Here is a 22,549-nt window from a genome sequence, read left to right as displayed (position 1 = left end):
GCTACTCGGCAGCCGTTGTTTCGTTGCCGCGCTGGTCCGACTCCGTCAGCGAGTCGCGCTCGGTTGTCTCGGTTTTCGTCGTCCCGGTTTCGGTCTCCTCGTCGTCGCTCTCGTTGCTGTCCTCCTCCGCATCGTCAGTCTCGTCTTCCCCACCGTCGCTGCCGACCTCCTCCACAGCAACGTCCTTGCCAGCGACCCCGCTTTCCGAAATGACCGGCAGGAGGTTGTAGCCGCCGTTGCCCTTCTTGACGACGTTGATGTCGAAGACGAAGTCGACCGATTCGCCAGCGACGACTTCGAACGGCTTGGTGAGCTGGAGCTTCTCGCTCGGGATCTTCACGTCGACCGATTCGCCGTTGACGACCCCGTCAACGGATTCGGCGTACAGTTCGATCTTACTGTAGCGGCCCGCTTCGAGTTCGCCATCGAGGACGCCGATGGGCTTGTCACCGAGGACTTTGGTGAGGTCGACGGTTGCGCCGTCGAGGTCACGAACCTCGAAGCCGCTGTCGCCTCCGTCGGCTTTCTCATTCTCTTCCTCGTCCTCGTCTTCCTCCTCATCCGCAGTGTCGTCATCGTCCGCTGTCGCGGTCGGCTCGGCTGTGTCCGTCTCAGTTGCGTCGGCCGTGACCGTTTCCGTCGATCCGGTTTCGGTCGCGTCGTCGCTTTCGTCCGTCTCCCCGCTGTCTTTCGCGTGGAAGATGCGAGCCTTCGAGAACGATACGTCGAGCGAGTCGAAGTCACCGATAGCCGCGGGCTGGTCGCTGATCAGTAGCCGGAACGTCCCGACGGTTCTGCCGTCGTTCGTCATCGTGTCCGCATCGGTGGAGCCGCCGTCACTGGTTTCGCCGCCGCTGGTTCCGTCAGATTCGCCAGAATCGCTCGATCCGGCGCAGCCGGCGAGGAGACCGACGCTGACGCCAGCGCCTGTCGCGATGAACCGTCGCCGTCTCATTGGCCCCACCCCGCGCCGTGGGTCGCCATCGCTACTGTCGCTGCTGGTGTGTACGTAGTCATTCCATGACGTGGGATGGTGTTCGCCCGTATATGCCCCGCGATAGGTCAAATCGATGTACGCCTGTTTGAACGGAATGAACGGTCTGGCTGTATCTGAACGGTTTTACCCCCGTCGCTCCACGTCCTGATAATGGCAAACTCGAACGCGAAGGGCGACCGCCGCGAGCGCGAACTGGTCAACGCACTCGACGAGGCGGGCTTTGCAGTGATGCGCGCGCCGGCAAGCGGCAGCGCGACCGAGCGGGAACTGCCGGACGTGCTCTCGGGCGACGGCGAGACCTTCTACGCTATCGAGGCGAAGTCCAGCGCCGGTGACCCCATCTATCTCACCGGTGAGGAGGTCGAGGCGCTGCTGTTTTTCGCCCGGAACTTCGGCGCGAAACCGCGTATCGGCGTCCGGTTCGACCGCGAGGACTGGTACTTCTTTCACCCGGCGGACCTCCACACGACCGACGGCGGCAACTACCGCGTCAAAAAGGAGAAGGCACTCTCCGATGGGACTGACTTCGATGAGTTCGTGGGTAACTCCGAGAAGGTCACGCTGGACGAGGTGGGCGACGACGGCCCCGACCAGAGCGTGCTGGACGTCCTGTCGGCCTTCGAGCGCGGTGACCTCGGCAAGGAGGAAGCTGCGGCAATGCTAGAGTAGGGGTTCGCAGGCGCCGATTACTGACTCTTACCGTCGACGAGTTCGGCGTCCTCGACGCGACGGAGTCGCGACAGGGGAAAGGCGTATTCTCGCGGCTCGGTCACGCTGACGGCATCCGAGAGATACGTCGCCAGCACCACGAGGTCATTCGCCGGGTAACCGTCGTTGGTGTCATAGTCGGCGACTGTCTCGCCCGTCGCCTCAATGGTCCAGTCGTCGGCCGACGTGTCTGTGACAGCCGTAACGACGAGTCTGTCGCCCGTCTCGCGGTCCCGCACGATGTCGCCGGTTTCCAGTCGGCAGTGCCCACAGAGGTGTGGCGTCCGTGCGTCCGCGGCAACGAAGGTGACGGTCCCACAGGCGTCACAGGTCGCCCGATCCTTGCCCGGTGGTGCGATCCGCTTGGCAGTGATTTCGATGGCGACACGCCGGAGGTGTTTGCAGTGCTCGCCGCGGATGCGGTTGTCGGGACAGGAGCAGGCGTGCTGTGCGATGTCGACGAGGTACGTGCTCTCGCTCTCCGTTGTCACGGCGTACGTGCTGCCCGCTCGCGGGCGAACGGCCATGCGCTCGGTCCAAGCGCGGGCGGCCCGGGCCGGGAGGGAACGGAGGTCCGGTGCAAGTGCGGTACTCTGCCGGTCGGCTGTTGGCTCGATGAGCGTCATAGGTGCGGACGCGGCTGTATTTTCCAATGCGTCCAGTTGAAACGTAGGTGCTACACGGTCCTAAATGGCTCGGCCAGCGGGCTCCAGCGCTTCGATACCCTTTTTGCCGGCCCTGTGAAATCGCAGAGCATGGATATCGAGCGGGAGACGCTCCTGCAAATCGTCATCTCGGCGGTCGCCGTCGTGCTGTTCGTCGGCGCAACTGTTACGGCCTCACAGATGTATCTGAGTGGGTCAACCGTAGAGGCAACGGGCGGCTATGCACTCATCGGCGCAATCGGGCTGTTCGTCGTCTTCATGACCGCTGCCGGCCTCTGGCTCGAACGCCAGCAGTTCTAGGCGTCGGCCTCTTCGTCGCCCTCGTCCTCGCGCCAGTCGACCAGTTCCTCCTCGTCGGTGTCGTCTAACTTCTGCTCGTAGTAGCCCATTGGGTGAGAAATCGTCTCACAGAGGTCGTCCATGTTGACACAGTCGCCGTAGGACTGCATGGTCGAACACGCCGGCGTCGAGTACTCCGTCGGGCTGGTATCCCCGCGGATGTGGTCGACCTGATACCGGGTGGCTTCCTCGCCGAAGCCGGGGTTGACCTGGAACAGGTCGACGATCTCGTCCGTCGTCATCCCGATACCGACGAGGAAGGTCGCGATGGCAAACCGGGAGTGGTGTTCGAGGTGTTCGCCTTTCTGCACCTGGTCAAGAAGCGACTTCATGCAGGGCGGGAACAGTTCCGGAACGACAGTGTCGATCTCGCGGGTGAGTTCCAATTCCGAGAGCACTTCCTCCAAGCGGTCGACCTCCTCCGTCAGTTCGTCGGCGATAGCGTCGGGGACAGTGAACGGCAGGCCGTCAGTGACCCGATGGCGAATCGCCTGTTTCAACAGAACGTTCAGTTCCTCGGCGGTGACCCTGACCTCGCCGTCGGCCAGTGGCCGATTGACCAGCCGCCAAGAATCGCCCCGCTGATCGGCCGCCAGATCGAGATACGCGCCGACCTCGACGCGGTATCCGTCGCCGGCGTCGCTAACAGCACTCGCGAGGTCGAATTCCGCAAGCAGTTCCGTGCGATCCAGCGTCTCGCGCTGGGTCGATTTCAGCTCCGTCGTCGTTTCGAACTCCTCGGTGAACCGGTCGTATGCTGCCTCGGCCTCCGCCTGCGCGTACTTCCGGGTGCAGATGTGCACGTCGACGAGCGACACCAGCACGCGGGCGACCGGGTACGAAAGCAGTTCGACGCGAGTCCGTCGGTGTGGCTCCCCGACAGTCCCGTCCGTGATTGCCGATTCGACCCGCTCCAGCGCGCGCGCCGTGACCGTCTCGTCCGTGGCGACGATTTCGCCCAAGTCCACCGCCGCGGCTTCGACGGCCTCCCGCGACCGCGCCAGAAAGGGGTAGCGTGCGTGGAGCGGTTCCATTGCCACCACCTTTCGGATGGGAGCGAATAAAATTGCCGTCACCGGGACGATCGGTGTCGGATTCCCGACAACGAGAGCGGCCAGACTGTGGGGCTATACATATAGAGGTGGCCCGGCGACGGGTGAATACAGCTAGTAGACAGACGGATGCCCGCCACTCGCTATTGGTGAAGTGTGGTAAGGACGCGCGGGTCGGCGACGGCACCCGGTCCGGTCGGGCAACTGGACCAGTGCAGTCATTCGCGACGAGGGAACTGCCAAACGACACACGGAACACACCGATGACGCACGAGCACGACACCGATTCACAAGAGGGCATCAGAGCGACGTTCGAAGAGTACGATGTTGGCGTGGATACGGTCGCCCACATCGGCGACCCGGAGAACCCGTCTGCGTGGATTCAGTCGACAGTTTTCGTCGACGTAAACGAGTAGGACTAATCGACGGTCGGCGACACCAACGAAGCACGCGGTTCTGTGTCTGTGTGAAACGAGTACCCCCGCCCGGCCGATCGGTCGCGGTGGGCAACCCGTTCACCGGGAAATGGAGACCAGTGTTTTGTCCCGGCTCATAGGGAGCGCTGTACCGTTTCCGTGGCGCTCCGGACCACAGTCTCGGACGGGACATCTTCGGTTACAGTAGTTCCAGCCCCGACAACGGCGTTTTCGCCGACCGTGACGCCCGGGAGGACTACCGCGCCAGCGCCGACGAAAGCCCCGTTCTCGATGACTGTCTCGTCGAACGTGTCGTTCTGGAACTCCATGCCGGCGTCGGTGAGGTCGTGGGTCACGCCGACGATGGAGGCGTTGGGGCCGATCTGGACGGACTCGCCGACCGTTGCGTTCTCGACGTAGGCGTTTGCGTTGATATCGGTCGGGCCGTGGATGGTTGCCTTCTTGATCGAGGCCCCCTCGTAAATCTGGACGCCGTCATCTATCTCGGCGTCGTGGATTGTCACGAATTCTCGAATCTCGACGGCTCCCAGCGTCGCATTCTCGATCTGCGCGGTCTCGTGGACAGCCATACGCAGACATCAGCGCCGATGGTAATTATCGTGGTGTCGCAAACCGATGTTGACACCCCGACTCACGACAGGAGCCCGCTCGGTTATTCCGTGTCAATTCCGTCGGTCGCCGCCCGCAGTTTGGCGACCTCTCGCTACGCTCGGGGGCCACCCTACGTCTCACGGCTTCGCCGTTCGACCTGTTAGTGGTTCTCGCTCCGTTCGACCCACTCTATGTCCGCCACGGGTCGCTTCGCTCCCCGTTCCGGTTCGATATCCTCGCTCCGCTCGGATATCGCTACTGCTCGCGGTTCCCTTCGGTCACCGCTGCGCGTCTGGCGGGCCACTTCCTGCGGTCGCGCCCCGCCCTACGTCCCGTGCTGCCAGGAATCCATGTACTCGGCCTGCGTATCGGTCAGCGAATCGAATTCGACGCCCTCGGCGTCGAGTTTGATCTCCGCGACCTCCTTGTCGAGTCGGTCAGGAACAGCGTGGACACCGGCCTCGTAGTCGTCACCGTTCTCGACCAGTTCACGGACGCAGACGGCCTGCACGCCGAAGCTCTGGTCCATCACCTCGACGGGGTGGCCCAGTGCGATTGGCGTCGCAAGGTTGACCAGACGGCCCTCGGCCAGCACGTTCAGGCGGCGGCCGTCGGCCATCTCGTAGGTCTGGACGCCGTCGCGGGCCTCGTAGGTGTCGACGGCGAGGTCCGACAGTGCGTCGAGGTCGACCTCCACGTCGAAGTGGCCGGCGTTGGCGAGCAGGACGCCGTCCTGCATCGCCTCGAAGTGCTCCTCGACGATGACATCGCGGTTGCCGGTCGTCGTGATGAACACGTCGCCTTCGGCGGCGGCTTCGGCCATCGGCTTGACCTCGTAGCCTTCCATGTGCGCTTCGAGCGCGCGACGGGGCTCGACTTCGGTGACTATCACGTCGGCGTTCTGGCCGCTGGCTTTCTTCGCGACACCTTTGCCGCAGTCACCGTACCCGGAGACGACGACGGTCTTGCCGGCCCACGAGAGGTTCGTCGTCATCGCAATCGAGGCCAGTGAGGATTCGCCGGTGCCGTGGACGTTATCGAACAGGCGTTTCATCGGCGTGTCGTTGACCGCGAAGACGGGGTAGTCGAGTTCGCCGTCATCGTCCATCGCGCGCAGTCGGTGGACACCGGTCGTCGTCTCCTCCGCCCCGCCGATGATGGTGTCGATGAGTTCCGGATAGTCCTCGTGGATGGCCGCGACGAGGTCCATCCCGTCGTCGACGGTGATGGTCGGCTTGTGGCCGATGACAGCCTCGATAGCCTCGTAGTACTCCTCGTCGTCGACGCCGCGCTCGGCGTAGGAGGTGATACCATCGACGGCGTCGAGTGCAGCACTCACATCGTCGTGGGTCGAGAGCGGATTACAGCCGGTGATGGCGACTTCCGCACCACCGACCGCGAGGATTTCCGCGAGGACGGCGGTCTTGGCTTCGACGTGCATCGCCATGCCAATGCGTTCGCCAGCGAAGGGCTGCTCGGTCTCGAACTCCTCGCGGAGCGCGCCGCAGATGGGCATGTGCTGGATGGCCCAGTCCATCTTCCGGCGGCCGGAGTCGCGAGCCTCGTCGAGGTCGTCAAGTCGCTCGGAAATAGGCGTCGTCATGCCACGATAGAGGAAGAGAGTTCCTAAAACGCTACCGAAGCCGCTCAGTTACCGCGGTCGTCCGGCGGACCAGCGTCGTCCGGTCGGCCACGGTCACCGTCGTCATCGTCGTCGCTGTCGTTGCCGTCGTCAGCATCGTCGTCCTCATCTTGCTCTTCGGTCTCGTCTTCTACCGCGTCTTCCGTCTCGTCTTCCGGTTCCTCGGTTTCGTTCTCGTCGTCTTCAGTCTCGTTCTCCACGTCGTCGTCATCGCGGTCCTCGGGCGGCCCAGCGTCTTCGGGCGGACCACGACGGTCGTCGTCCGTCTCGTTTTTGTCATCAGTTTCGTTCTCCGCGTCATCGCTGTCCGGACCGCGGTTTTCGGGCGGTCCGGCGTCCTCTGGCGGGCCGCGGCGGTCGTCTGTCTCGTTTTCAGTCTCGTTCTCGTCGTCACCGAAGATGTCCGCCGGCGGACCCTGTCGTTCGCTGGGGTGGGTCTCGTTGTCCTCGGACTCGTTCTCACCAGTGACGTGTGCGGGCGGGCCGGCGTGGTCCGGCGCGTTGCCGGGGTTGTTCGCCGTCACGAAGCTGGCGACGGCCGGGCCGATACCGCCAGTCCGGTTCTCGTCGCTCAACAGGTCGTTCACGTAGGCCGATACTTCGAGTCCGAAGGTGTCGAACTCGGTCACGTTGGTGACGTTCGTCGGCGCGACGGTCAGGTCCGCCGTCGTCGTTGCGGTGTGATTGTCGGCCGTCGCCGTCACGTCGACCGTCACGTTCTGCTCGGGGGCGGGCAGTCCAACCGTCCCATTGCTGTCGGTGGTGTAGTTGCCGGTTCCGGCGTAGGAGGTATTGTCAGCCGTCGCCACGGCAACTGAGGCGTTCTCAACGCCCGTCTCGTTCTGTGTGACTGATACCGTCGCGCTGCCGTCGTCAGCCTGTGCGACACCGACCGCGAGGGTGTTCCCCGCGCCAGTGTTGCCGGCCGAGTCCGCAGCGGCCGCCAGTCCCGGACCGACGGCCAGCAAGGTCAGTCCGACAGCGGCGTACAGTGCAAAGAGTTTGGTGCGCATCGTAGCCAATTGGTTCGCCGAGAGAGCGATAAACACCCCCTCCCGTTCATCCCGTTCAGGCCGTTTGCGCGTTCAAAAATACCGGCTGAGACGAATTTATACCGTTTAAAACTCCCTATCAGCGTTTATTCCGTCTGTTCAGTCGCCGGCTCGTTCGACCAGTGCGGCCGCGTGCTCGCTCGCCCGTTCGCGGACGGCTCCCTCGTCGAACACCTCGACAGTGCGGTCCCGCATGAGGACCTCGCCGTCACAGACCGTGTGGCACACGTCGCTCCCGTGGACGGCGTAGGCAAGGTGCGAGACGAGGTCGTGGGCCGGCGTCAGGTGCGGGGCGTCGAGGTCGATGACCGCTAGGTCGGCGTTCGCGCCGGCTTCGATGCGGCCGCTGTCGAAGCCAAGCAGGGCCGCGCCGTTCGCCGTCGCCATCTCGACGACGGTGCCAGCGTCGACCGCGCTGGCGTCGTCGGCCGCGAGCTTGCCGATCATCGCCGCGTCGCGCATCTCGTCGAACATGTCGAGGTCGTTGTTCGAGGCCGCGCCGTCGGTTCCGATACCCACGGTGACGCCAGCGTCCAGCAGGTCCTGCACCGGGGCCATCCCGCTGGCGAGTTTCATGTTCGAGGCCGGACAGTGAGCAACGCCGGTGCCAGTCTCGGCCAGCAGGTCGATTTCGCTGTCGTCGACGTAGACGCCGTGGGCCACGTACGTGTCGCCGTCGAGCAGGCCGATATCGTCGGCGTAGGCGAGCGGGCGCTGTCCGTGTTCGTCGACGATAGGCGTCACCTCGTCGCGCGTCTCGTTGGCGTGCAAGTGGATCGATAGGTCGTCGTCGAGGGCCTGCGGGACGAACTCACTGAGGTACTCCTCGCCGACGGTCGTGAGCGAGTGCGGCTGGAACGTCGTCCGAACCCGTCCATCAGCCGCACCCTCAAGTTTCCGCGCCACGTCGAGGCTCTCTTGGAGGTCAGACCGCGCGGCCTCGTCGTCCTTGCCGACGGTGACTGCGGTGAAACCCAGCACTGCTCGCATCCCAGCTTGGTCGACTGCGTCTGCGATCTCCTCGACCTCGAAGTACATGTCCGACAGTGCTGTCGTCCCCGACCGGATCATTTCGACCAGCCCGAGTTCCGCCCCGGCGCGGATGTCGTCGGCAGTCAGTTCCGCTTCGACGGGCCAGACATCCTCCTGTAGCCAGGTGTTGAGGGGCTTGTCGTCCGCAAGACCGCGAAGCAGTGTCATCGCGACGTGGGTGTGGGCGTTGACCAGACCGGGGATGACTAAGCCGTCGTTGGCGTCGAGTTCGTCGTCGCCGTCCAGTGCCCCCGGCTCGTCAACCGCCACAATATCGCCGCTGTCCTGTGAAACCAGTACGTCCGCGCGCTCGACGGTCATGTCCGGCCGAAGGACCTGCCCGCCGGTAACGAGAAGTTCGCTCATGCCGGTTGCTTCGCAACCGCGGGCCTTAGTTCGCCGGGTCCACAGCGCTGCTGTGTGGCGTGTTGGCACGTCTTTCTGCGGTGTCGCAGTGACAGCAGTGCCTGTTCCGCAGGGGTCTTTCGGCTCCGGCGCGTTCAGGTCGGCTAGAGAATGGCGGCGGCAGAGCAACTCCGACAACGGGTCAACGCTATGCGGCACGGAAGCCCAGGCCGAATGCTGCTTGCCGTCGCTGCCGGCTGGTTCCTCGTCCTCGGGATGCGGTTTGTGGTTCCTGCGGTGCTGCCGACGATACGCGAGGAGTTCGTCATCTCGAACGCACAGGCAGGGCTCGCGGTCACGGTGCTCTGGCTCACGTACGCGGCAGTGCAGTTCCCGGCCGGGGTGTTGATCGACCGGATCGGCGAGCGGACGCTGCTGGTGGCGGCAGCGTTGCTGTCGGGCGTCGGGCTGCTGGGCTACTTCTTCGCGCCGGTGTTCTCGCTGTTCCTCATTGCAACGGGTGCGTTCGGGTTCGGGACGGGGCTATACGGCCCGACCCGCGGGACCGCTCTCTCACGGACATTCGACGCCCGCGAGGGGACCGCCTTCGGTGTCGTAATGGCTGCCGGCTCCCTCGGGGCGGCCGCACTGCCCGCCGTCGCCGCGTTCGTCACGACCCGGTACGGCTGGCGGCTGGCGCTTGCCAGCGCCGCTCCCCTGTTCATGCTCGTCGCCGGCGCGCTCTGGCTCTCGGTCTCGGACCGTCCGACCGGCGAGTCCGAGCGGAGCCTCCGGCGGGACCTCCGAACAGCCCTCACCGGCTTTCGGAACCGCCGGCTCGTGCTGTCGGTTTCGGGCAAAACACTGATGCTGTTCGCCTTCCAGGCCGTGACAGCGTTTCTCACTACGTATCTGGTCACGGTTCGGGGCCTCTCACAGGGGACCGCCGGGGCACTTCTCTCGGTGCTGTTCGTCGGTGGCGCGCTCTCACAGACGATCACCGGCCGGCTCGCCGACCGATACGGAACGCCCAGGGTTCTGACCGCTGTCGCCCTCGTCAGTACCGTTCCACTCGCGCTCATTCCGTCCGTCCGCGGCCTAGTGCCGCTGGCCATCGTCTCCGCCGTCATCGGGGTTCGGATGAGCGTCGGTCCGCTGGCCAACGCCTACATTGTCGACACGCTGCCTGATGCCGCCGAAGGAACCGGCTGGGGCCTGCTCCGGACCGGCTTCTTCGCGATCAGTTCGCTGGGCTCGACAGCCGTCGGCCTGCTCGCCGACCGCGGCCTGTTTGCCGTCGCGTTCTACGGTCTCGCTGGCCTGACGCTGCTGGCTGCGGCTACATTCGTTGTCCTCCCCCGCCGGGACCGCCTGTGACAGTTCCGCCCACAGGCCCGGCCAGCCTGAGGGGAAAGACAGTTGCCCCGCGGCCTGCCAGTAGGCGTATGCGAATCGCCGTCCCCAACAAGGGCCGCCTGCACGAACCAAGCGAGGAACTGCTCGAACGGGCCGGCCTCCATCTGGTCGACGGGGCCGACCGCCAGCTGCACGCCGACACAGTCGACCCGGACGTGACCGTCCTGTACGCCCGCGCCGCCGACATCCCCGAGTACGTCGCGGACGGCGCTGCCGACGTGGGTATCACCGGCCTCGACCAGGTTCGAGAGTCCGACGCCGACGACCTCGTTGAACTCCGTGACCTCGATTTCGGCCGCTGTCGCCTCGTCCTCGCCGCACCGGAAGAGAGCGATATCGAGACTGTCTACGACTTCGAGGACGGCCGCATCGCTACGGAGTTCCCCAAGATCACCCGCCGGTACTTCGACCGGGTCGACGTCGACGTTGACGTGACCGAGGTGTCCGGCGCAACGGAACTGACCCCCCACGTCGACATCGCCGACGGTATCGTCGACATCACCTCGACGGGGACCACGCTCCGGATGAACCGGCTGGCCGTCGTCGACGAGGTGCTCGAAAGCTCCGTCCGCCTGTTCGCTCGCGAGGACACCGCTGCCGACGAGAAGGTCCAGCAGGTCGACACCGCGCTTGGCTCCGTCCTTGCCGCCGAAGACAAACGCTATCTGATGATGAACGCCCCCGAGGACGCCCTCGATGATGTGGAAGACGTGCTTCCGGGCATGGGTGGTCCGACTGTGATGGACATCGCCGGCTCCGACCAGCTCGCCGTCCACGCCGTCGTCGAAGAGCGCGCCGTCTTCGAGACGATTAGCTCGCTCAAGGACGTGGGCGCGAGCGATATCCTCGTGACGGAGATAGAGCGGCTGGTGGAATAGTACCAGTTTGCTGTGAATTGGTCGCGGAGCAGGAGTCCAATTCAGTAGACGATATGCAACGGAATGGCTTTTTTCATGGTTTTATTGATAGTGTGGACTACAATCTGGGATTCAAACGTAGTAGAGAACTGCAGGTGATATCCAGTATAGAGCGTGTCCAAGGCTCAGTATAACCAAGTTATTGGTCCGATGGTATACCGTACCAAATACTCCCCCCATGGCAAAGGTGACAAGTCCTGTAGAGAGAGGGGTTCCACCATTGTGCGTTATTGCAAATAAAAAGTGCATGAGTCCGAATAATCCAGCGGCGACCAGAATTCCCACGGGGGCTCGAAACTGTTCGGTCAGTTGTGTCTGAATAATTCCCCGAAACAGGAGTTCCTCTACAGGGGCAGCTACCAGAAACCAGACGACGAAAACCACAGCCCATAGTAGCGGCGTGGTTTGGAGGGACTCGGTCAACCACCAGTCACCCTTTGCTGCACTCGTTACCGGAATCAACGCGAGAAGGCCAAGCAGCCAGCCCACGTCGCCAACTGATGGGACACGAATCTGTACGAATCGAGACGACGCTGGTCTGATGGCAAGATAACCCAAAGCAACGACAAGGAATCCGGCTTGCGCTTGTTTGTTCAGAAATACCTGAAGTAATGCCGATGCGCTGATATGCAACTCCACCACGACAATTCGAACTATGCTCTCGATAGCAAGCGCTGCGAGTACGCTAGCGACAGTCAACCCAAGAGAAATCCCTGCTATCTGCCATTTTGAGTTATCTGGGAAGTCATTCCGCATCACCTCTGCATTCTCCACCTAACCTTCATATAACTTTCTTTTGATATTTTATCCGCCGATAATGGGATGCATTGGACAGTTAGGAACTAACACAAAGTTCACTTCGGTACCGAGCAACACTAGCTAACTCTATTTCCTCGGCGATAGCGCCCTCGTTGACTCGTCGCGACGACACATCGACTGTCCGAACTGGCCGGCCACCCATGCCAGGTGCCGCTTACACCAGCCCGAAGATGTTGCTGATAGCGAACCCGAGCACCGCCGCAAACGCCAGATGCAGCGCCACGAGCGGGGCCGTCGAGCGGGTCGACAGCCGATAGGAGAGGCTGATGGCGATGCCGTCGGCGACGAGGGTGAGCAACAGGACGACTGCGACGCCGAGGTCAGCCGAGACGACGCCGGACTCGACGCCCCAGCGCTGGAGGATGAGCGAGACGATTGCCGGCGCGAGGGCGGCTTTGGCGGCGAGTTGGCTCGGCACGTCGCCGATAAAAAACGTCGCAGCCAGGTGGAGCGTCAGAGCGTAGAAGAGCCAGGTGACGAGGACGGTCACGAGGACCGCGAGGATACCACCGCCGGTGAGGCTGGAGAACCCGGACTGGAGCATACTCGGGATTCGGCGGCCGCTCGCTTGTGCGTTTTGTTCCCGAGCGCGACCGGCACGCTCATAGCCGCTCGCCCACACCGCTCGGGCGTGTACGTCCTCGAACTCGGCGGGCAGGACGACGCGTTCGCGCAGCGGGAAGCCGCAAGCGCCGCGAGCGCCGTCGACGCCCTCGCCCCTGGACTGGCGACAGCACGTGGTATCAGCGACCGCGTTCGCCACCTCGCGTTCACCCACCGGGCCTGTGACCTACTCGGAACCTCGGACCCGGACATCGAAAGCGCCGCCGCGTTGCTGTCGGCCGCGACCATCGACCGCGAGGGAAGTGTCGCCGTGCGTGCGGTCGACATGCGAGCGAGCACCGGCATCGACACCCAACAGGCCGAACGGACGCTTGGCGGCGTGCTCACCGACCGCGGCTTCGCCGTCGACCTCGACGATCCGGACCAGGTCCTCTACGCCTACTTTTCGGACCCGGCTGGCGACGAGGAGGGCGGGACCGGCGATGCCTGCTGCGTGCTGGGCTGGCTCGCTGTCGAAAGCGTCCGTGATTTCGGCCAACGGCAGCCGACGGACCGACCGTTCTTCCAGCCCGGCAGCATGGACCCGCTCGAAGCCCGGGCGCTGGTCAACATCGCCGGAGCCGGCCCGGACGCAACGATACTGGACCCGATGTGTGGCACCGGCGGCCTTCTGCTGGAAGCGGGCCTGATCGGGGCCGACGTGGTCGGCGGCGACGCACAGGAAAAGATGGTCTCGGGGACGCGCAAGAACCTCCGATACGCGCTCGACGACGACGGCCATCCCAGCAGGGACGCCTATCCCGAACCGGGCGAGTGGGGGGTGTTCCGGTCTGACGCGTCCGCGCTTCCGGTGGCCGACGATGCCATCGACGCCGCCGTCTTCGACGCCCCCTACGGCCGGCAGTCCCGCATCGAGGGCGAACTGGCACCCCTCGTTTCCGATGCGCTCAGCGAAGCCGCCCGCGTCGCAGGGCGGTGCGTCCTCGTCGCCGACCGCGACTGGCGCGAGGCCGCGACCGGCGCGGGCTGGGCCGTCACTGATTACTTCAAGCGGCGCGTTCACCGCTCGCTGGTCAGGCACGTCCACGTTCTTGAGTGACCATACGTCCACTTTCTCTGGACGAGTGTTGTCTTTTATTTCGGTATGAGCAAAGTTTATCCCGTGACAAATGCTAATTAGTCACAAGTATGCCAACGTGGTCAGACCCCGCCCCATGCGACGACGACGAACAGCTGTTTGAATGCCCAGACTGCGGGAAGCGCCTCTGTAGCGACCGCTCGACGGTCAGCTGTGACCGGTGTGAGACAGAAATGCAGAACCTCAGCGTCCCACGGCCAGAATAAAACCGTCCGCGTTTTTGCCAGCTAGTTCGACACGAGTGCAATCGCTCGCTCGGGGTCGCCGTCCATCCGCTTCAGCAGCGATCGGACCCGGTCCCGGGCTGTGTCGTCGCAATCGGCCAGCACCATCCCCTCGTCCGGTTGGCCGTAGACAACACTGGCTCCGGCGGGCGCGGCGAGTACTGCAGGGAGCGTAGCGAGGTCCTCCTCGCCGTCGACATCGAGAAGTGTCGTCCCGTCACTATCGAGACCATCACGAAGCGCAGCAAGCAGTTCAGCGGTGAGCGTTGCGGCTGGGTTGTCGACCGAGAGCGTCCGGTCGAAGCCATCGATCGCCGCTGCCACGTCCGCGTCGACGGCCGAGCGTTTGGTCCGTTCGTCGACCAGCGCGAGATCGGGCGTCCGCCCGGCCTCGATGAGGTGGTACGTGACCATGTCGCCGACGGCGATGATTGGGTCACCGGCGTCGGCCAGCAGCGCCGCTGTATCAGTATAAATCCGTCCGAGCGGCTCTTTCAGCTCGTGCCGCAAGTCACTCGGGAGTTCGAGAACGACGTCGGACACGTTAGCGGACTTTCAGCGCGTACTTGCCCGGCTCGGTCACTTCCATCTCTTCGGCGATGTCGGAGCGCTCCGGATGCGCGATGACGACGTAGCCGGCCCAGTCCTCGGTCAGTGCGGTGCCGCCGCAGGCCTCACACTGGCTTTCGATCTCCGCGCCCTGGACGCGGTGACAGTCGCGACAGACGAGTCGGTCCGCCATCAGCTATCACCGGCTTCCGCCGTGCCTTCGCGGCGCTCGCGCTCCTCCTGGAGCCAGCCGTGCTTGCCCAAGCCAACCTGTTTCGCCGTCAGGCCGATCTTGGAGTCACGCGGGTTTCGCTCGTCGATGCTCTTGGTGACGATACGCGCCCGGACGGCGTCACCGACGGTGAGCGTCCGGTTGGACTCCCGTGAGGCGAGTTGCTGGTTCTCCTCGTCGTAGGCCAGATACTCGTCGGATATCTGGGAGACGTGGAGCAGGCCGTCGACCGGCCCGATGCCGATGAAGGCCCCGAAGTTGACGACCTCAACGACCTCTCCGTCGACCACTTCCTGCATCTGTGGGTCGAACGTGAGAGCGTCGAACTCCGCCTCGTAGTAGACGCCGGGCTTGTTCGGCAGCACGGCACCGGTACCGATGTCGTGGACCTCGATGACGGAGACGACGCTGCCGACGTCCTCGTCCATTCGTCCTTCGAGCTTCTCTTGCAGGAGCCGTTTGACCAGCCCCGGACTGACCTCCGCCAGAAAGCGTGGCGGGACTTCGACCGTATCGCGTAGGCGTACCCGTTTATACATGTGTTATGGTTGAGTGATACCCAGTTTGTTCCGGCCCCTTAAACTAATTACTGGAACGCCCGCGTCCAGCAGGCGTCGTTTGAGGGGGTTGTCGTTCGTGACCGCGTGTGTCGCATCATCTGCCTGTGCCAGTTCGAGGACGGCATCGTCCGCGTAGTCCGCCGTCGTCTCCCGAACCGTACACCGGTCGAGCAGGTCCTGCCCGACGGATGCGGCGGTCGCTTCCGCGCCGGCACCGTCGGCCAGTTTCGCCAGTTCGTCGCGGACGGCAGCGGGCGCGACGTAGTCCGTCGCATCCGGCAACAGTCTGTCGAGTTCCTCGAACAGGCGTACGTTGCATTCGACCGGCATCATCAGCGCGTTCGTATCCAGCACGATCATCACCGCAGCGTGCCGACACCGATGAGCCGCCACCGAGCGCCGACACGGCGGTTGATGGCGATCTTCGAGCCCGACGCCGCACAGACCGGGCGCTTGAGCGCGACTTCACATTCGTCGTCTCGCGCGCTCGTGACTGAACCGACCGTGGTGGCGGTGCCGATAGTCAGCATGAGCGGTTCGCCGGTCGAGATCTCGTCGACCTCGCCGCCGTCGTCACCGACGATGCGTTCCAGCAGGTCCACGTCCATCGTGAACGTCTCGTGGACCGGCGGGAGGCTCCCGGGCGGCCCGGCGACCTGACCGGCGAGCGCGTCGCCTTTCGTGATCGCGGGGTCAAGTCCGGTCCCGACGCCGAGCAGGCCGCCCGGCGTGACCGTGTCCACGAAGTCGCCGCCGGACTGGAGCGAGCGGACCGTCGTCGTCACGGGCTGCCACTCCGTCTTGCCGCCTTCCTCGACCTCGCGGCCGGGGCGGAGTTCGATCTCGTCGTCGACGTCCAGTTGGCCGCCAACGAGCGAGCCACCGAGCACGCCGCCCATCAGGTCGTCCCAAGTCGTACCGGGGCGGTTGATGTCGAACGAGCGTGCGACCATCATACGGGCATCCTCGTCGGGGTCCCGTTCCGGCGTCGGAATCTCGGACTGGACGGCCTCAATGAGCAGGTCGATGTTGGCCTCCTGGCCCGCGCTGATTGGGACAACCGGTGCGCCTTCGGCGACGGTTCCCTCGACGAACTCCTGAATCTGCTCGTAGTTCTGCATCGCCCGCTCCTCGTCGACGAGGTCGACCTTGTTCTGGGCGATGACGATGTTGTCGATGCCGATGATGTCGAGCGCGCTCAGGTGCTCTTCGGTCTGGGCCTGCGGGACGGGCTCAGTCGCCGAGATGACGAGGACGGCCCCGTCCATGATGGCCGCGCCGGAGAGCATGGTGGCCATCAGCGTCTCGTGGCCGGGCGCGTCCACGAACGACACCGTCCGGAGGTGGTCGGTGTCGACGTCGTGGTCGTCGCAGTGCTCGTCGACGGTAAAGGCCTCCGGCTCCTCGGCCTCCGGGCAGCGACGGAACGTCGCGTCGGCGTAGCCGAGTCGGATAGAGATACCGCGCTTCATCTCCTCGGAGTGCTGGTCGGTCCATTCGCCGGACAGCGCCTGTACGAGCGTCGTCTTTCCGTGGTCGACGTGCCCGACGAGTCCGATGTTCACCTCCGGTTGTTTGTTCGATGTCATTTCGAGAGTAATCTTGGTGGAGTTTCGCCGCGTGCAACTGATAAACCTACTGTTTGCGCCCCGCCGACCCCGGTTCAATCGCCGATTTGATCCCTGCTGACGGCGGCAAAGTCACCGAATTACCCGATATTGGCCCCGATATAGCGACGCGACCTCCGTCACCGAGCGCGAGTAGCGGACTGTGCGACTTAAATGCCACACCGGATCGCCGTTGAGAGATTGGAGTCATCAATCAGTCATTCCACCATCCGTGACGAACCGGTCGAACCCTACTCGGTGGTGGGACAGGAATCCTGAAGCGTAGATCGTGGCCAGTTCTTGTCGGTACTGTTACGTAACTGTGTTTCTGTGAACGCTTTTGTTTATGCGGGAACAGATTCATGTACGATGCGAGTCGAGGAGTCCCCCGAAACGGATGCCGACATCGATCCGGCGACAGCGTTCTCGGTCATCGCGAGCGAGACGCGCCTGGACATTCTGGAGGCACTGTGGCGCGCAGATGACCGACCGGTTCGCTTCTCGGAGTTGTTCGACGCCGTAGAACTGGCCGACAGCGGGCAGTTCAACTATCACCTACAGGAACTCACCGGCCAGTTCGTCAGCCAAGGGCCGGACGGGTACGACCTCCGGTACGCCGGATCGCAGGTCATCCGCGCGGTGCGGGCAGGAACGTTCACGCGGACGCCCGATATCGACCCGTTCCCGGTGACCGGGGCCTGCACACGGTGTGGCGGCGGTTTACTGGCAGAGTACGCCGATGAGCAGTTCGCCATCGACTGCGAGGACTGTGGGAAGGCCCACGGCGAGTACCCGTTCCCGCCGGGCGGCCTGGTCGATCGGACGCCAGCGGAAGTCGCGACGGCCTTCGCCGAGCGGGTGCGACACCTCCACTGTCTGGCTGCTGACGGCGTCTGCCCCGACTGTGCCGGCCGGATGGGAACAGAGATCTCTCGTGATGGCGACTGCTGTCTCGACGTGTCGGTCCGCGCCGAGTTCGTCTGCAAACAGTGTCGCCACGAACTCTGTTCGCCTGTCGGGCTGACGCTACTTGACAACTCCCGCGTCGCGGCGTTTTACGACGACCACGGCGTCGACCTGTCGAGTCGACCCTACTGGACGCTGCCCTGGTGTGTCGACGACCAGTACACCAGCGTCGAAGACACGGACCCGTGGCGGCTTGCGGTCCGGATTCCGCTGGCCGAGGCGGAACTGACCGCCTATCTGGACGGCGACCTCCAGCCGGTCGAGTTTGAGCGACAGGACTGCGGGCGCTGAGCCGGGCTATCGGTACTGCGGCGGCGAACTGTTTTCCCACTGACCGAAATCGTCTTCAGGAGAGTCTCAGTCCGCGTCTGTTACATAAATATCATTCAGATTATACTTATCGGCGTTCGGGACCATCGTTTCACTGTAATGTACCAACCCGCACCCTACGCCGAACTGTACAGGCCGACGTATCCACCGCTGACCGTTCGGTCCCTCCTCGGCGTTCTGACGGTCTACCTCGGCTTGCTGACGATACTCTCGCAGAGTCCGGTTCTCGCACTGGCGACACTGACCTGTTTCTTTGTCGCTACCCGGTAACCGGGCGCGGGGCTTTTGCCCGTCCCAGCCCTGCCTCCGGTCGTGCGGGAGTTCGACTTCGAACTGGCGCTGTGTGCCCATCTTGAGCGCGAGGGGCGCCTGGTGAGCCGTCAGCTCGGCGGCGCTGTCCACGGCCGGCGCGTCCTCGATACCGTCGTTGTCGAACCGGGGCCCGAGTTCGACGAGCGAGCGGCCATCACTCCCGAACGGCTGCCGACGGCGGCCATCGAAAGCAGTGTCGGGCCGGGCCGCGCCCGGTACTGGAAGGACGCCTTCGACTGCCATCCTGACCGTGCCGAGCGCGCCGTCGAGCTGGCCGTCGAGCGGGGCTTCTTCGAGCGCGAGCGCCGCGGCGGCCGGACATACGTCCGGCAGACGACGCGGTACCCAGACTGGGTCGGCGACATCGTCGCCATCGAGAACAAGCCAGATCTGGACCGCCCCGGCGACCTAGAATCACAGTTGCGGACCGACGTGTCGCTCGGGCTCGCCGACCGCGTCGTGCTGGCGACGGCCTCCTACGTTACCGGGGCGCACCTCAACCGGATTCCGGATGAAGTCGGCGTCTGGCGGTTCGACGCCGACAGAGAAACGATAGACGTCCGTCGGGAGGCGACACCGCTGCCGACAGACGATGCCGGCGTCGAACTCATCGAGGAGCGACCGGTCCGGACAGACATGCGGATAGTCAGCGCTTCGGAGAAGGCCCGCGCGCGCCGGCGACTGGCCGAGCGGGCCTACGGCAAGGGGTGGCGGAGTTTCGACTACCCGGCGTGTGATCGCTGTTCACCCGACAGTGACGGGATTCCGTACTGTCAGTGGAAGGACCGCGCTGTCCGCGAGAGCGACGACTGCGGTCCGGACTGCGGCGGGTACGAGGCAGCCGACCCACCGGCCGTCGACGGCGACTCGCTCCGGGCCGAGCGGACACCGTGGCGGGCAGACCCCGACGGGCGCAAGCGTCGCCAGTCGGGACTAGATCGGTTCGGATAGCCGCGAGAAGCCGTCACCGCTACCGGTCATCGTCACCTGAACGCGCGTCATCAGGCGGGACACCGCCGTCACCGGCGGTCGGGCGGCCGTGCTGTTCGTAGTTGTCTTCGGTCACCGCCGGTGCTTCAGTGGCGACCTGCGCCGCGTGTTTCGTTCTAGCCTGGTAGTTCGCTGCCGCCGCTATCCCGACACAGGCCACCAGTCCCACCACCAGCACCCAGTCGATACCGCCCACGATGACCTGCTGGACGGCGATTGCGAGGACGCCGCCAGCCAGCGACAGCCCACCGACCTCCGCGATGCCGCGCCTGTCCATACAACGACATTAGCTGCCATGGCCTATAATCTACGGTCCGTTTCACCCAGCCGAATCCGGGTCAGAGCGTGAACCGCTCGCCGTCGAGTCCGATGTCGTCGGCGAAGGCCCTGTCCGCGGGGACGTAGTGCCCAGTGTGGACGATACGGTAGTCGTCGGCCGCAATGTCTTTGGCGAAGTCCCGCGCGCCGAGAAGGGTCATGTGTTTCGTGCCGAAGGTCCGCGGCACGCCGTCCTTGTCGTGGTGCGTGCCGCCTTTCGGGTGGTATTCGCAGGCCTCCGGGTGAACGATGCCCTCGACGAGTGCGAGGTCGGCCCCGGTCAGCACGGATTTCGAGCGGTCGGGCACGTCGTAACAGGTGTCCCCGGAAATCGACAGCACTGCGCCAGTCTGTGGTTCCTCGATTCGCAGGCCGTAGCACAGCAGCGGCGGGTGGGTGACCGGGACGAGCGTCACCTCGAAGCCGGCGACGGTGAACGGCTCGAACGGCGTCTGTGCATGGACCGAGACCGTATCGAGATAGTCGTAGCGGCTCCGGACGCCCTGTGCAACACTTTCACCGGTCACCGGATCGGTCTCGTCGGCGGCGTGGACCGGCAGCTCGTCGAACAGACGGTAGGCGTTGCCGAGGCCATCGAGGTGGTCGAAGTGAACGTGTGTGATGATCGCCGCGTCCGGCAGCGGGACCGACTCGCGGAGGAACTGGTGACGGAAGTCCGGACTCAGGTCGATCAGCAGGAACTCCCCAGTGTCGTCGTTCGACACGGCAACGGAGAAGCGCGACCGCTCGACGCCCCCGGTCGGGTCGATGCCGCGCTCACGGACGCGGGCCCGGAGTTCCTCGTCGGGGTCGCGCGCCCGTTCGCACGTGTCACAGTCGCACTGGACAGTCGGTGTCCCCGTCGTGTCGCCGGTCCCAAGCAGCGTGACCTCCATTACTGTCCCTTCAGGAGGCGACTCGCCTAAGCCCCTCGCTTTCGTTACTGGGTGTCGGCCAGATCCGCCAGGTCGACCCCCTGTCGCTCCATCGTCGCCGCCAGCAGGGACTGGGCGCGCTCGTCGGAGAGGTCGTCAAACAGGCAGTCGAGAAACCCGTCGAGCAGCGCCGGTCGGATGCGCAGGTCGACGTACTCGACTTGCTTCTCGGCGATGACCACGTCTACGTCCCACTCGCCTTCATCGGGATCAGTCATCCGAACGTCAACCCACGACTCAGCCGGCTCGTCTGTCTCGGTGAACACGTCGTTGTCAGCCATGGCTACCGAATGGTTCCTGCATTGATAAGTAAATCGCTCATACCGACAGCCAGAACGGGTCCCTGAGCGGGTAAGCCGTCGCTCAGTGGTCGTGATCGTGGTCGTGGTCGCTGCCGCCGTCGCCGGAGAAGCCGCCGCTCCCGGCAACTAGGGCGTCGGCGTCGCCGTCCATCATGTCCATGTTCTTGAGGTTGTCCCGCTCCTCGAAGTCGATGATAGCGTCTTCAAGGTCCTGCTGGGTGAGCGTTGTCCGCTCCTCGGTCAGGGCATTGAGGACTGCTTCACGAAGGACAAGCCGGAGGTCGCTCCCGGTCAGCCCCTCGGTCAGCTCCGCCAGTGTCTCCGGGTCGAAGTCGTCGATTTCCATCTGCTGGGTGACGATACGAAGGATGTCTGCGCGCATGCCGCTATCCGGCTTCGGGAAGTTGACGATCTCGTCGAAGCGCCGCCAGGCGGCGGCGTCGAGCTGGTCGGGGTGGTTCGTCGCGCCGATGAGCAACACCTCGTCCTGAATCAGGGATATCTCGTCGATGCTCTTGAGCAAGGTGTTGACAGCACGCTTGATGGCGGCGTGTTCGTCGGAGGAGCGCGTCTTGGCGACGAAGTCGAACTCGTCCATGAAGAGGATACACGGCGAGAGCCGCTTTGCGACCTCGAACACCTTCTCGACGTTCTTGGCCGTCTCGCCGAGGTACTGGCTGGTGATCATCGACAGTTTCACCTCGACAAAGGGGAGGTCGAGGTCGTGAGCGAGCGCGCGGGCGACGCTGGTCTTGCCGGTCCCCGGCGGACCAACAAAGAGGAGTTTCCCGATCTCCCGCAGGCCGATGCGGGCGAGGTAGTCGCGGTGTTCGATGGCCTTGACGATCTTCTGTATCTCGTCTTCCTGATCGGTGGTCAACACCAGGTCGGCCAGTGTCATCTCGACCTCCTCGGGGGCGCGCACGTCGACGAGGTCAAGCATCTCCTCGTCGTCCTCGTCGTCAGTGTCGAACGCCTCCTCCAGTTTGGCATCGATAAACGCACGGTCGGCCCGTGACGGCCGGTTCTGTTCGCGGGCACGCTCGTAATCAGCGCCCTCGACCTTATCCTCGAAGGCCTTCGCAAGAACCGGGTTATCTTCGAGATCCACGGCGTCAACCCGCTCGAGGAACCACTCCTCGGCGAGGTCGCGGTCCGTCATGGAGATGCTCCCCGAGAAATCATCGCGGTCAGTGAACATCAGACCGGAGATGGCTGCCCACGGCCGCTCGATGCCGGTGGCCTCGCTCGCAGTCGTGTTGGTGATCGACAGGGGCCGTTCGATCTCGCCGTCGCTCCAGAAGACCGACCGATACGAAGCCGGCAGGTCGTCCGGTTCGAGGTCCCGCCGCTCGCTGTAGATAGTGGCCGTCAGCAGAAACTCAACGACATCCAGTTCCGGATTGCTCATTCCCACTGATGTTACCACGCGACCGGTATAAGTCACTCGAAGCCCCGGTGACCGACACCAACGTAATATATCACCTCCGTGTACTCTCAGTGTGACAAC

Annotated in this window: 28 protein-coding genes; 10 read left to right on the top strand and 18 right to left on the bottom strand. The window is 64.1% G+C overall.

Going from position 1 to position 22,549, the window contains the following annotated elements; translation table 11 throughout:
* Position 1: 1 nt before the first annotated feature.
* Positions 2-955, bottom strand: coding sequence for a DUF4382 domain-containing protein (locus tag IEY38_RS05350; protein ID WP_188975935.1), 954 nt, complete (start codon positions 953-955; stop codon positions 2-4).
* Positions 956-1,147: 192 nt separating this feature from the next.
* Between IEY38_RS05350 and hjc the strand changes: the two genes are divergently transcribed.
* The gene (gene hjc / locus IEY38_RS05345) at positions 1,148-1,666 is read left to right on the top strand and encodes a Holliday junction resolvase Hjc (RefSeq protein ID WP_188975934.1); all 519 of its coding nucleotides are present in this window, start codon (positions 1,148-1,150) and stop codon (positions 1,664-1,666) included.
* 17 nt (positions 1,667-1,683) lie between these two features.
* On the opposite strand, the gene IEY38_RS05340 is transcribed toward hjc, so the two are convergent.
* On the bottom strand, positions 1,684-2,331 hold the full coding sequence (locus IEY38_RS05340) for an SWIM zinc finger family protein (RefSeq protein ID WP_188975932.1): 648 nt from the start codon (positions 2,329-2,331) through the stop codon (positions 1,684-1,686).
* A 129-nt stretch (positions 2,332-2,460) separates the two neighbouring features.
* Between IEY38_RS05340 and IEY38_RS05335 the strand changes: the two genes are divergently transcribed.
* Positions 2,461-2,670: a DUF7472 family protein gene (locus IEY38_RS05335; RefSeq protein ID WP_004590143.1), complete on the top strand. Its 210-nt coding sequence runs from the start codon at positions 2,461-2,463 to the stop codon at positions 2,668-2,670.
* Here IEY38_RS05335 and priL read toward each other — a convergent pair.
* Positions 2,667-3,743 carry a DNA primase regulatory subunit PriL gene (gene priL / locus IEY38_RS05330; protein WP_188975930.1) on the bottom strand — a complete coding sequence of 359 codons (1,077 nt, stop codon included), beginning with the start codon at positions 3,741-3,743 and terminating at the stop codon, positions 2,667-2,669. The two genes, IEY38_RS05335 and priL, sit on opposite strands and share 4 nt — an antisense overlap.
* Positions 3,744-4,024: 281 nt before the next feature.
* On the opposite strand from priL, the gene IEY38_RS05325 reads away from it, so the two are divergent.
* Entirely contained in the window at positions 4,025-4,177 is a 153-nt protein-coding gene (locus IEY38_RS05325; RefSeq protein WP_167321080.1) for a hypothetical protein, read from the top strand.
* Between the two features lie 134 nt (positions 4,178-4,311).
* On the opposite strand, the gene IEY38_RS05320 is transcribed toward IEY38_RS05325, so the two are convergent.
* The 4 genes from IEY38_RS05320 to IEY38_RS05305 all read right to left on the bottom strand — a co-directional run bounded on the left by IEY38_RS05320 (position 4,312) and on the right by IEY38_RS05305 (position 8,881).
* On the bottom strand, positions 4,312-4,767 hold the full coding sequence (locus IEY38_RS05320; RefSeq protein ID WP_188975928.1) for an acyltransferase: 456 nt from the start codon (positions 4,765-4,767) through the stop codon (positions 4,312-4,314).
* 347 nt (positions 4,768-5,114) lie between these two features.
* Entirely contained in the window at positions 5,115-6,392 is a 1,278-nt protein-coding gene (locus IEY38_RS05315) for an adenosylhomocysteinase (protein WP_188975926.1), read from the bottom strand.
* Positions 6,393-6,436: 44 nt separating this feature from the next.
* The gene (locus IEY38_RS05310; protein WP_188975924.1) at positions 6,437-7,444 is read right to left on the bottom strand and encodes an ICP22 family protein; all 1,008 of its coding nucleotides are present in this window, start codon (positions 7,442-7,444) and stop codon (positions 6,437-6,439) included.
* 138 nt (positions 7,445-7,582) lie between these two features.
* Complete coding sequence (locus IEY38_RS05305) at positions 7,583-8,881, bottom strand: amidohydrolase (protein WP_188975922.1); 1,299 nt, start codon at positions 8,879-8,881, stop codon at positions 7,583-7,585.
* Positions 8,882-9,094: 213 nt separating this feature from the next.
* On the opposite strand from IEY38_RS05305, the gene IEY38_RS05300 reads away from it, so the two are divergent.
* Positions 9,095-10,237 carry an MFS transporter gene (locus IEY38_RS05300; RefSeq protein ID WP_188975920.1) on the top strand — a complete coding sequence of 381 codons (1,143 nt, stop codon included), beginning with the start codon at positions 9,095-9,097 and terminating at the stop codon, positions 10,235-10,237.
* Positions 10,238-10,305: 68 nt separating this feature from the next.
* Entirely contained in the window at positions 10,306-11,154 is an 849-nt protein-coding gene (hisG, locus tag IEY38_RS05295; RefSeq protein ID WP_188975918.1) for an ATP phosphoribosyltransferase, read from the top strand.
* Between the two features lie 111 nt (positions 11,155-11,265).
* Here hisG and IEY38_RS05290 read toward each other — a convergent pair whose 3' ends face one another.
* Complete coding sequence (locus IEY38_RS05290; protein WP_188975916.1) at positions 11,266-11,967, bottom strand: CPBP family intramembrane glutamic endopeptidase; 702 nt, start codon at positions 11,965-11,967, stop codon at positions 11,266-11,268.
* A gap of 199 nt (positions 11,968-12,166) precedes the next feature.
* Entirely contained in the window at positions 12,167-12,556 is a 390-nt protein-coding gene (locus IEY38_RS05285; RefSeq protein WP_188975914.1) for a DUF7473 family protein, read from the bottom strand.
* 87 nt (positions 12,557-12,643) lie between these two features.
* On the opposite strand from IEY38_RS05285, the gene IEY38_RS05280 reads away from it, so the two are divergent.
* Entirely contained in the window at positions 12,644-13,675 is a 1,032-nt protein-coding gene (locus tag IEY38_RS05280; RefSeq protein WP_188975912.1) for a TIGR01177 family methyltransferase, read from the top strand.
* Between the two features lie 89 nt (positions 13,676-13,764).
* On the top strand, positions 13,765-13,920 hold the full coding sequence (locus IEY38_RS05275; RefSeq protein ID WP_121512028.1) for a rubrerythrin-like domain-containing protein: 156 nt from the start codon (positions 13,765-13,767) through the stop codon (positions 13,918-13,920).
* A 21-nt stretch (positions 13,921-13,941) separates the two neighbouring features.
* Here IEY38_RS05275 and IEY38_RS05270 read toward each other — a convergent pair whose 3' ends face one another.
* The 5 genes from IEY38_RS05270 to IEY38_RS05250 are packed head-to-tail and all read right to left on the bottom strand — an operon-like array spanning position 13,942 to position 16,868.
* The gene (locus IEY38_RS05270) at positions 13,942-14,481 is read right to left on the bottom strand and encodes a GTP-dependent dephospho-CoA kinase family protein (RefSeq protein WP_188975910.1); all 540 of its coding nucleotides are present in this window, start codon (positions 14,479-14,481) and stop codon (positions 13,942-13,944) included.
* Between the two features lies 1 nt (position 14,482).
* The gene (gene spt4 / locus IEY38_RS05265; RefSeq protein ID WP_004516008.1) at positions 14,483-14,680 is read right to left on the bottom strand and encodes a transcription elongation factor subunit Spt4; all 198 of its coding nucleotides are present in this window, start codon (positions 14,678-14,680) and stop codon (positions 14,483-14,485) included.
* Positions 14,680-15,258, bottom strand: a complete 579-nt coding sequence (locus IEY38_RS05260) for a DNA-directed RNA polymerase (RefSeq protein WP_004516007.1) — start codon at positions 15,256-15,258, stop codon at positions 14,680-14,682. The genes spt4 and IEY38_RS05260 overlap by 1 nt, the downstream gene beginning before the upstream one ends.
* A 3-nt stretch (positions 15,259-15,261) precedes the next feature.
* Positions 15,262-15,639 carry a DUF188 domain-containing protein gene (locus tag IEY38_RS05255; RefSeq protein WP_188975908.1) on the bottom strand — a complete coding sequence of 126 codons (378 nt, stop codon included), beginning with the start codon at positions 15,637-15,639 and terminating at the stop codon, positions 15,262-15,264.
* The gene (locus tag IEY38_RS05250; protein ID WP_005536660.1) at positions 15,639-16,868 is read right to left on the bottom strand and encodes a translation initiation factor IF-2 subunit gamma; all 1,230 of its coding nucleotides are present in this window, start codon (positions 16,866-16,868) and stop codon (positions 15,639-15,641) included. The genes IEY38_RS05255 and IEY38_RS05250 overlap by 1 nt, the downstream gene beginning before the upstream one ends.
* A 387-nt stretch (positions 16,869-17,255) precedes the next feature.
* Here IEY38_RS05250 and IEY38_RS05245 point away from each other — a divergent pair, with 387 nt between their 5' ends.
* The 3 genes from IEY38_RS05245 to IEY38_RS05235 all read left to right on the top strand — a co-directional run bounded on the left by IEY38_RS05245 (position 17,256) and on the right by IEY38_RS05235 (position 19,445).
* Entirely contained in the window at positions 17,256-18,143 is an 888-nt protein-coding gene (locus IEY38_RS05245) for a DUF7351 domain-containing protein (RefSeq protein ID WP_188975906.1), read from the top strand.
* Between the two features lie 138 nt (positions 18,144-18,281).
* On the top strand, positions 18,282-18,452 hold the full coding sequence (locus IEY38_RS05240; RefSeq protein ID WP_188975904.1) for a hypothetical protein: 171 nt from the start codon (positions 18,282-18,284) through the stop codon (positions 18,450-18,452).
* Between the two features lie 42 nt (positions 18,453-18,494).
* Entirely contained in the window at positions 18,495-19,445 is a 951-nt protein-coding gene (locus tag IEY38_RS05235) for a DUF5787 family protein (protein ID WP_188975902.1), read from the top strand.
* A 19-nt stretch (positions 19,446-19,464) separates the two neighbouring features.
* Here IEY38_RS05235 and IEY38_RS05230 read toward each other — a convergent pair whose 3' ends face one another.
* From IEY38_RS05230 to IEY38_RS05215, 4 genes are all read right to left on the bottom strand, one after another.
* Positions 19,465-19,761, bottom strand: coding sequence for a hypothetical protein (locus IEY38_RS05230; protein WP_170096508.1), 297 nt, complete (start codon positions 19,759-19,761; stop codon positions 19,465-19,467).
* Positions 19,762-19,822: 61 nt separating this feature from the next.
* Positions 19,823-20,698: an MBL fold metallo-hydrolase gene (locus IEY38_RS05225; protein ID WP_188975900.1), complete on the bottom strand. Its 876-nt coding sequence runs from the start codon at positions 20,696-20,698 to the stop codon at positions 19,823-19,825.
* A 44-nt stretch (positions 20,699-20,742) separates the two neighbouring features.
* The gene (locus IEY38_RS05220; RefSeq protein ID WP_188975898.1) at positions 20,743-21,018 is read right to left on the bottom strand and encodes a hypothetical protein; all 276 of its coding nucleotides are present in this window, start codon (positions 21,016-21,018) and stop codon (positions 20,743-20,745) included.
* Between the two features lie 82 nt (positions 21,019-21,100).
* Entirely contained in the window at positions 21,101-22,450 is a 1,350-nt protein-coding gene (locus IEY38_RS05215; RefSeq protein ID WP_188975896.1) for an ATP-binding protein, read from the bottom strand.
* Positions 22,451-22,549 lie beyond the last annotated feature (99 nt).

This window comes from Haloarcula sebkhae, assembly GCF_014647415.1.
Lineage (GTDB): Archaea > Halobacteriota > Halobacteria > Halobacteriales > Haloarculaceae > Haloarcula > Haloarcula sebkhae.
This window is presented reverse-complemented; position numbering and strand designations above follow the sequence as displayed.

Coding starts and splice junctions, on each gene's coding strand:
- IEY38_RS05350 (WP_188975935.1), bottom strand. CDS start 955: ATGAGACGGCGACGGTTCATCGCGACAGGCGCTGGCGTCAGCGTCGGT.
- hjc (WP_188975934.1), top strand. CDS start 1,148: ATGGCAAACTCGAACGCGAAGGGCGACCGCCGCGAGCGCGAACTGGTC.
- IEY38_RS05340 (WP_188975932.1), bottom strand. CDS start 2,331: ATGACGCTCATCGAGCCAACAGCCGACCGGCAGAGTACCGCACTTGCA.
- IEY38_RS05335 (WP_004590143.1), top strand. CDS start 2,461: ATGGATATCGAGCGGGAGACGCTCCTGCAAATCGTCATCTCGGCGGTC.
- priL (WP_188975930.1), bottom strand. CDS start 3,743: ATGGAACCGCTCCACGCACGCTACCCCTTTCTGGCGCGGTCGCGGGAG.
- IEY38_RS05325 (WP_167321080.1), top strand. CDS start 4,025: ATGACGCACGAGCACGACACCGATTCACAAGAGGGCATCAGAGCGACG.
- IEY38_RS05320 (WP_188975928.1), bottom strand. CDS start 4,767: ATGGCTGTCCACGAGACCGCGCAGATCGAGAATGCGACGCTGGGAGCC.
- IEY38_RS05315 (WP_188975926.1), bottom strand. CDS start 6,392: ATGACGACGCCTATTTCCGAGCGACTTGACGACCTCGACGAGGCTCGC.
- IEY38_RS05310 (WP_188975924.1), bottom strand. CDS start 7,444: ATGCGCACCAAACTCTTTGCACTGTACGCCGCTGTCGGACTGACCTTG.
- IEY38_RS05305 (WP_188975922.1), bottom strand. CDS start 8,881: ATGAGCGAACTTCTCGTTACCGGCGGGCAGGTCCTTCGGCCGGACATG.
- IEY38_RS05300 (WP_188975920.1), top strand. CDS start 9,095: ATGCTGCTTGCCGTCGCTGCCGGCTGGTTCCTCGTCCTCGGGATGCGG.
- hisG (WP_188975918.1), top strand. CDS start 10,306: ATGCGAATCGCCGTCCCCAACAAGGGCCGCCTGCACGAACCAAGCGAG.
- IEY38_RS05285 (WP_188975914.1), bottom strand. CDS start 12,556: ATGCTCCAGTCCGGGTTCTCCAGCCTCACCGGCGGTGGTATCCTCGCG.
- IEY38_RS05275 (WP_121512028.1), top strand. CDS start 13,765: ATGCCAACGTGGTCAGACCCCGCCCCATGCGACGACGACGAACAGCTG.
- spt4 (WP_004516008.1), bottom strand. CDS start 14,680: ATGGCGGACCGACTCGTCTGTCGCGACTGTCACCGCGTCCAGGGCGCG.
- IEY38_RS05260 (WP_004516007.1), bottom strand. CDS start 15,258: ATGTATAAACGGGTACGCCTACGCGATACGGTCGAAGTCCCGCCACGC.
- IEY38_RS05255 (WP_188975908.1), bottom strand. CDS start 15,639: ATGATCGTGCTGGATACGAACGCGCTGATGATGCCGGTCGAATGCAAC.
- IEY38_RS05250 (WP_005536660.1), bottom strand. CDS start 16,868: ATGACATCGAACAAACAACCGGAGGTGAACATCGGACTCGTCGGGCAC.
- IEY38_RS05245 (WP_188975906.1), top strand. CDS start 17,256: ATGCGAGTCGAGGAGTCCCCCGAAACGGATGCCGACATCGATCCGGCG.
- IEY38_RS05240 (WP_188975904.1), top strand. CDS start 18,282: ATGTACCAACCCGCACCCTACGCCGAACTGTACAGGCCGACGTATCCA.
- IEY38_RS05230 (WP_170096508.1), bottom strand. CDS start 19,761: ATGGACAGGCGCGGCATCGCGGAGGTCGGTGGGCTGTCGCTGGCTGGC.
- IEY38_RS05225 (WP_188975900.1), bottom strand. CDS start 20,698: ATGGAGGTCACGCTGCTTGGGACCGGCGACACGACGGGGACACCGACT.
- IEY38_RS05220 (WP_188975898.1), bottom strand. CDS start 21,018: ATGGCTGACAACGACGTGTTCACCGAGACAGACGAGCCGGCTGAGTCG.
- IEY38_RS05215 (WP_188975896.1), bottom strand. CDS start 22,450: ATGAGCAATCCGGAACTGGATGTCGTTGAGTTTCTGCTGACGGCCACT.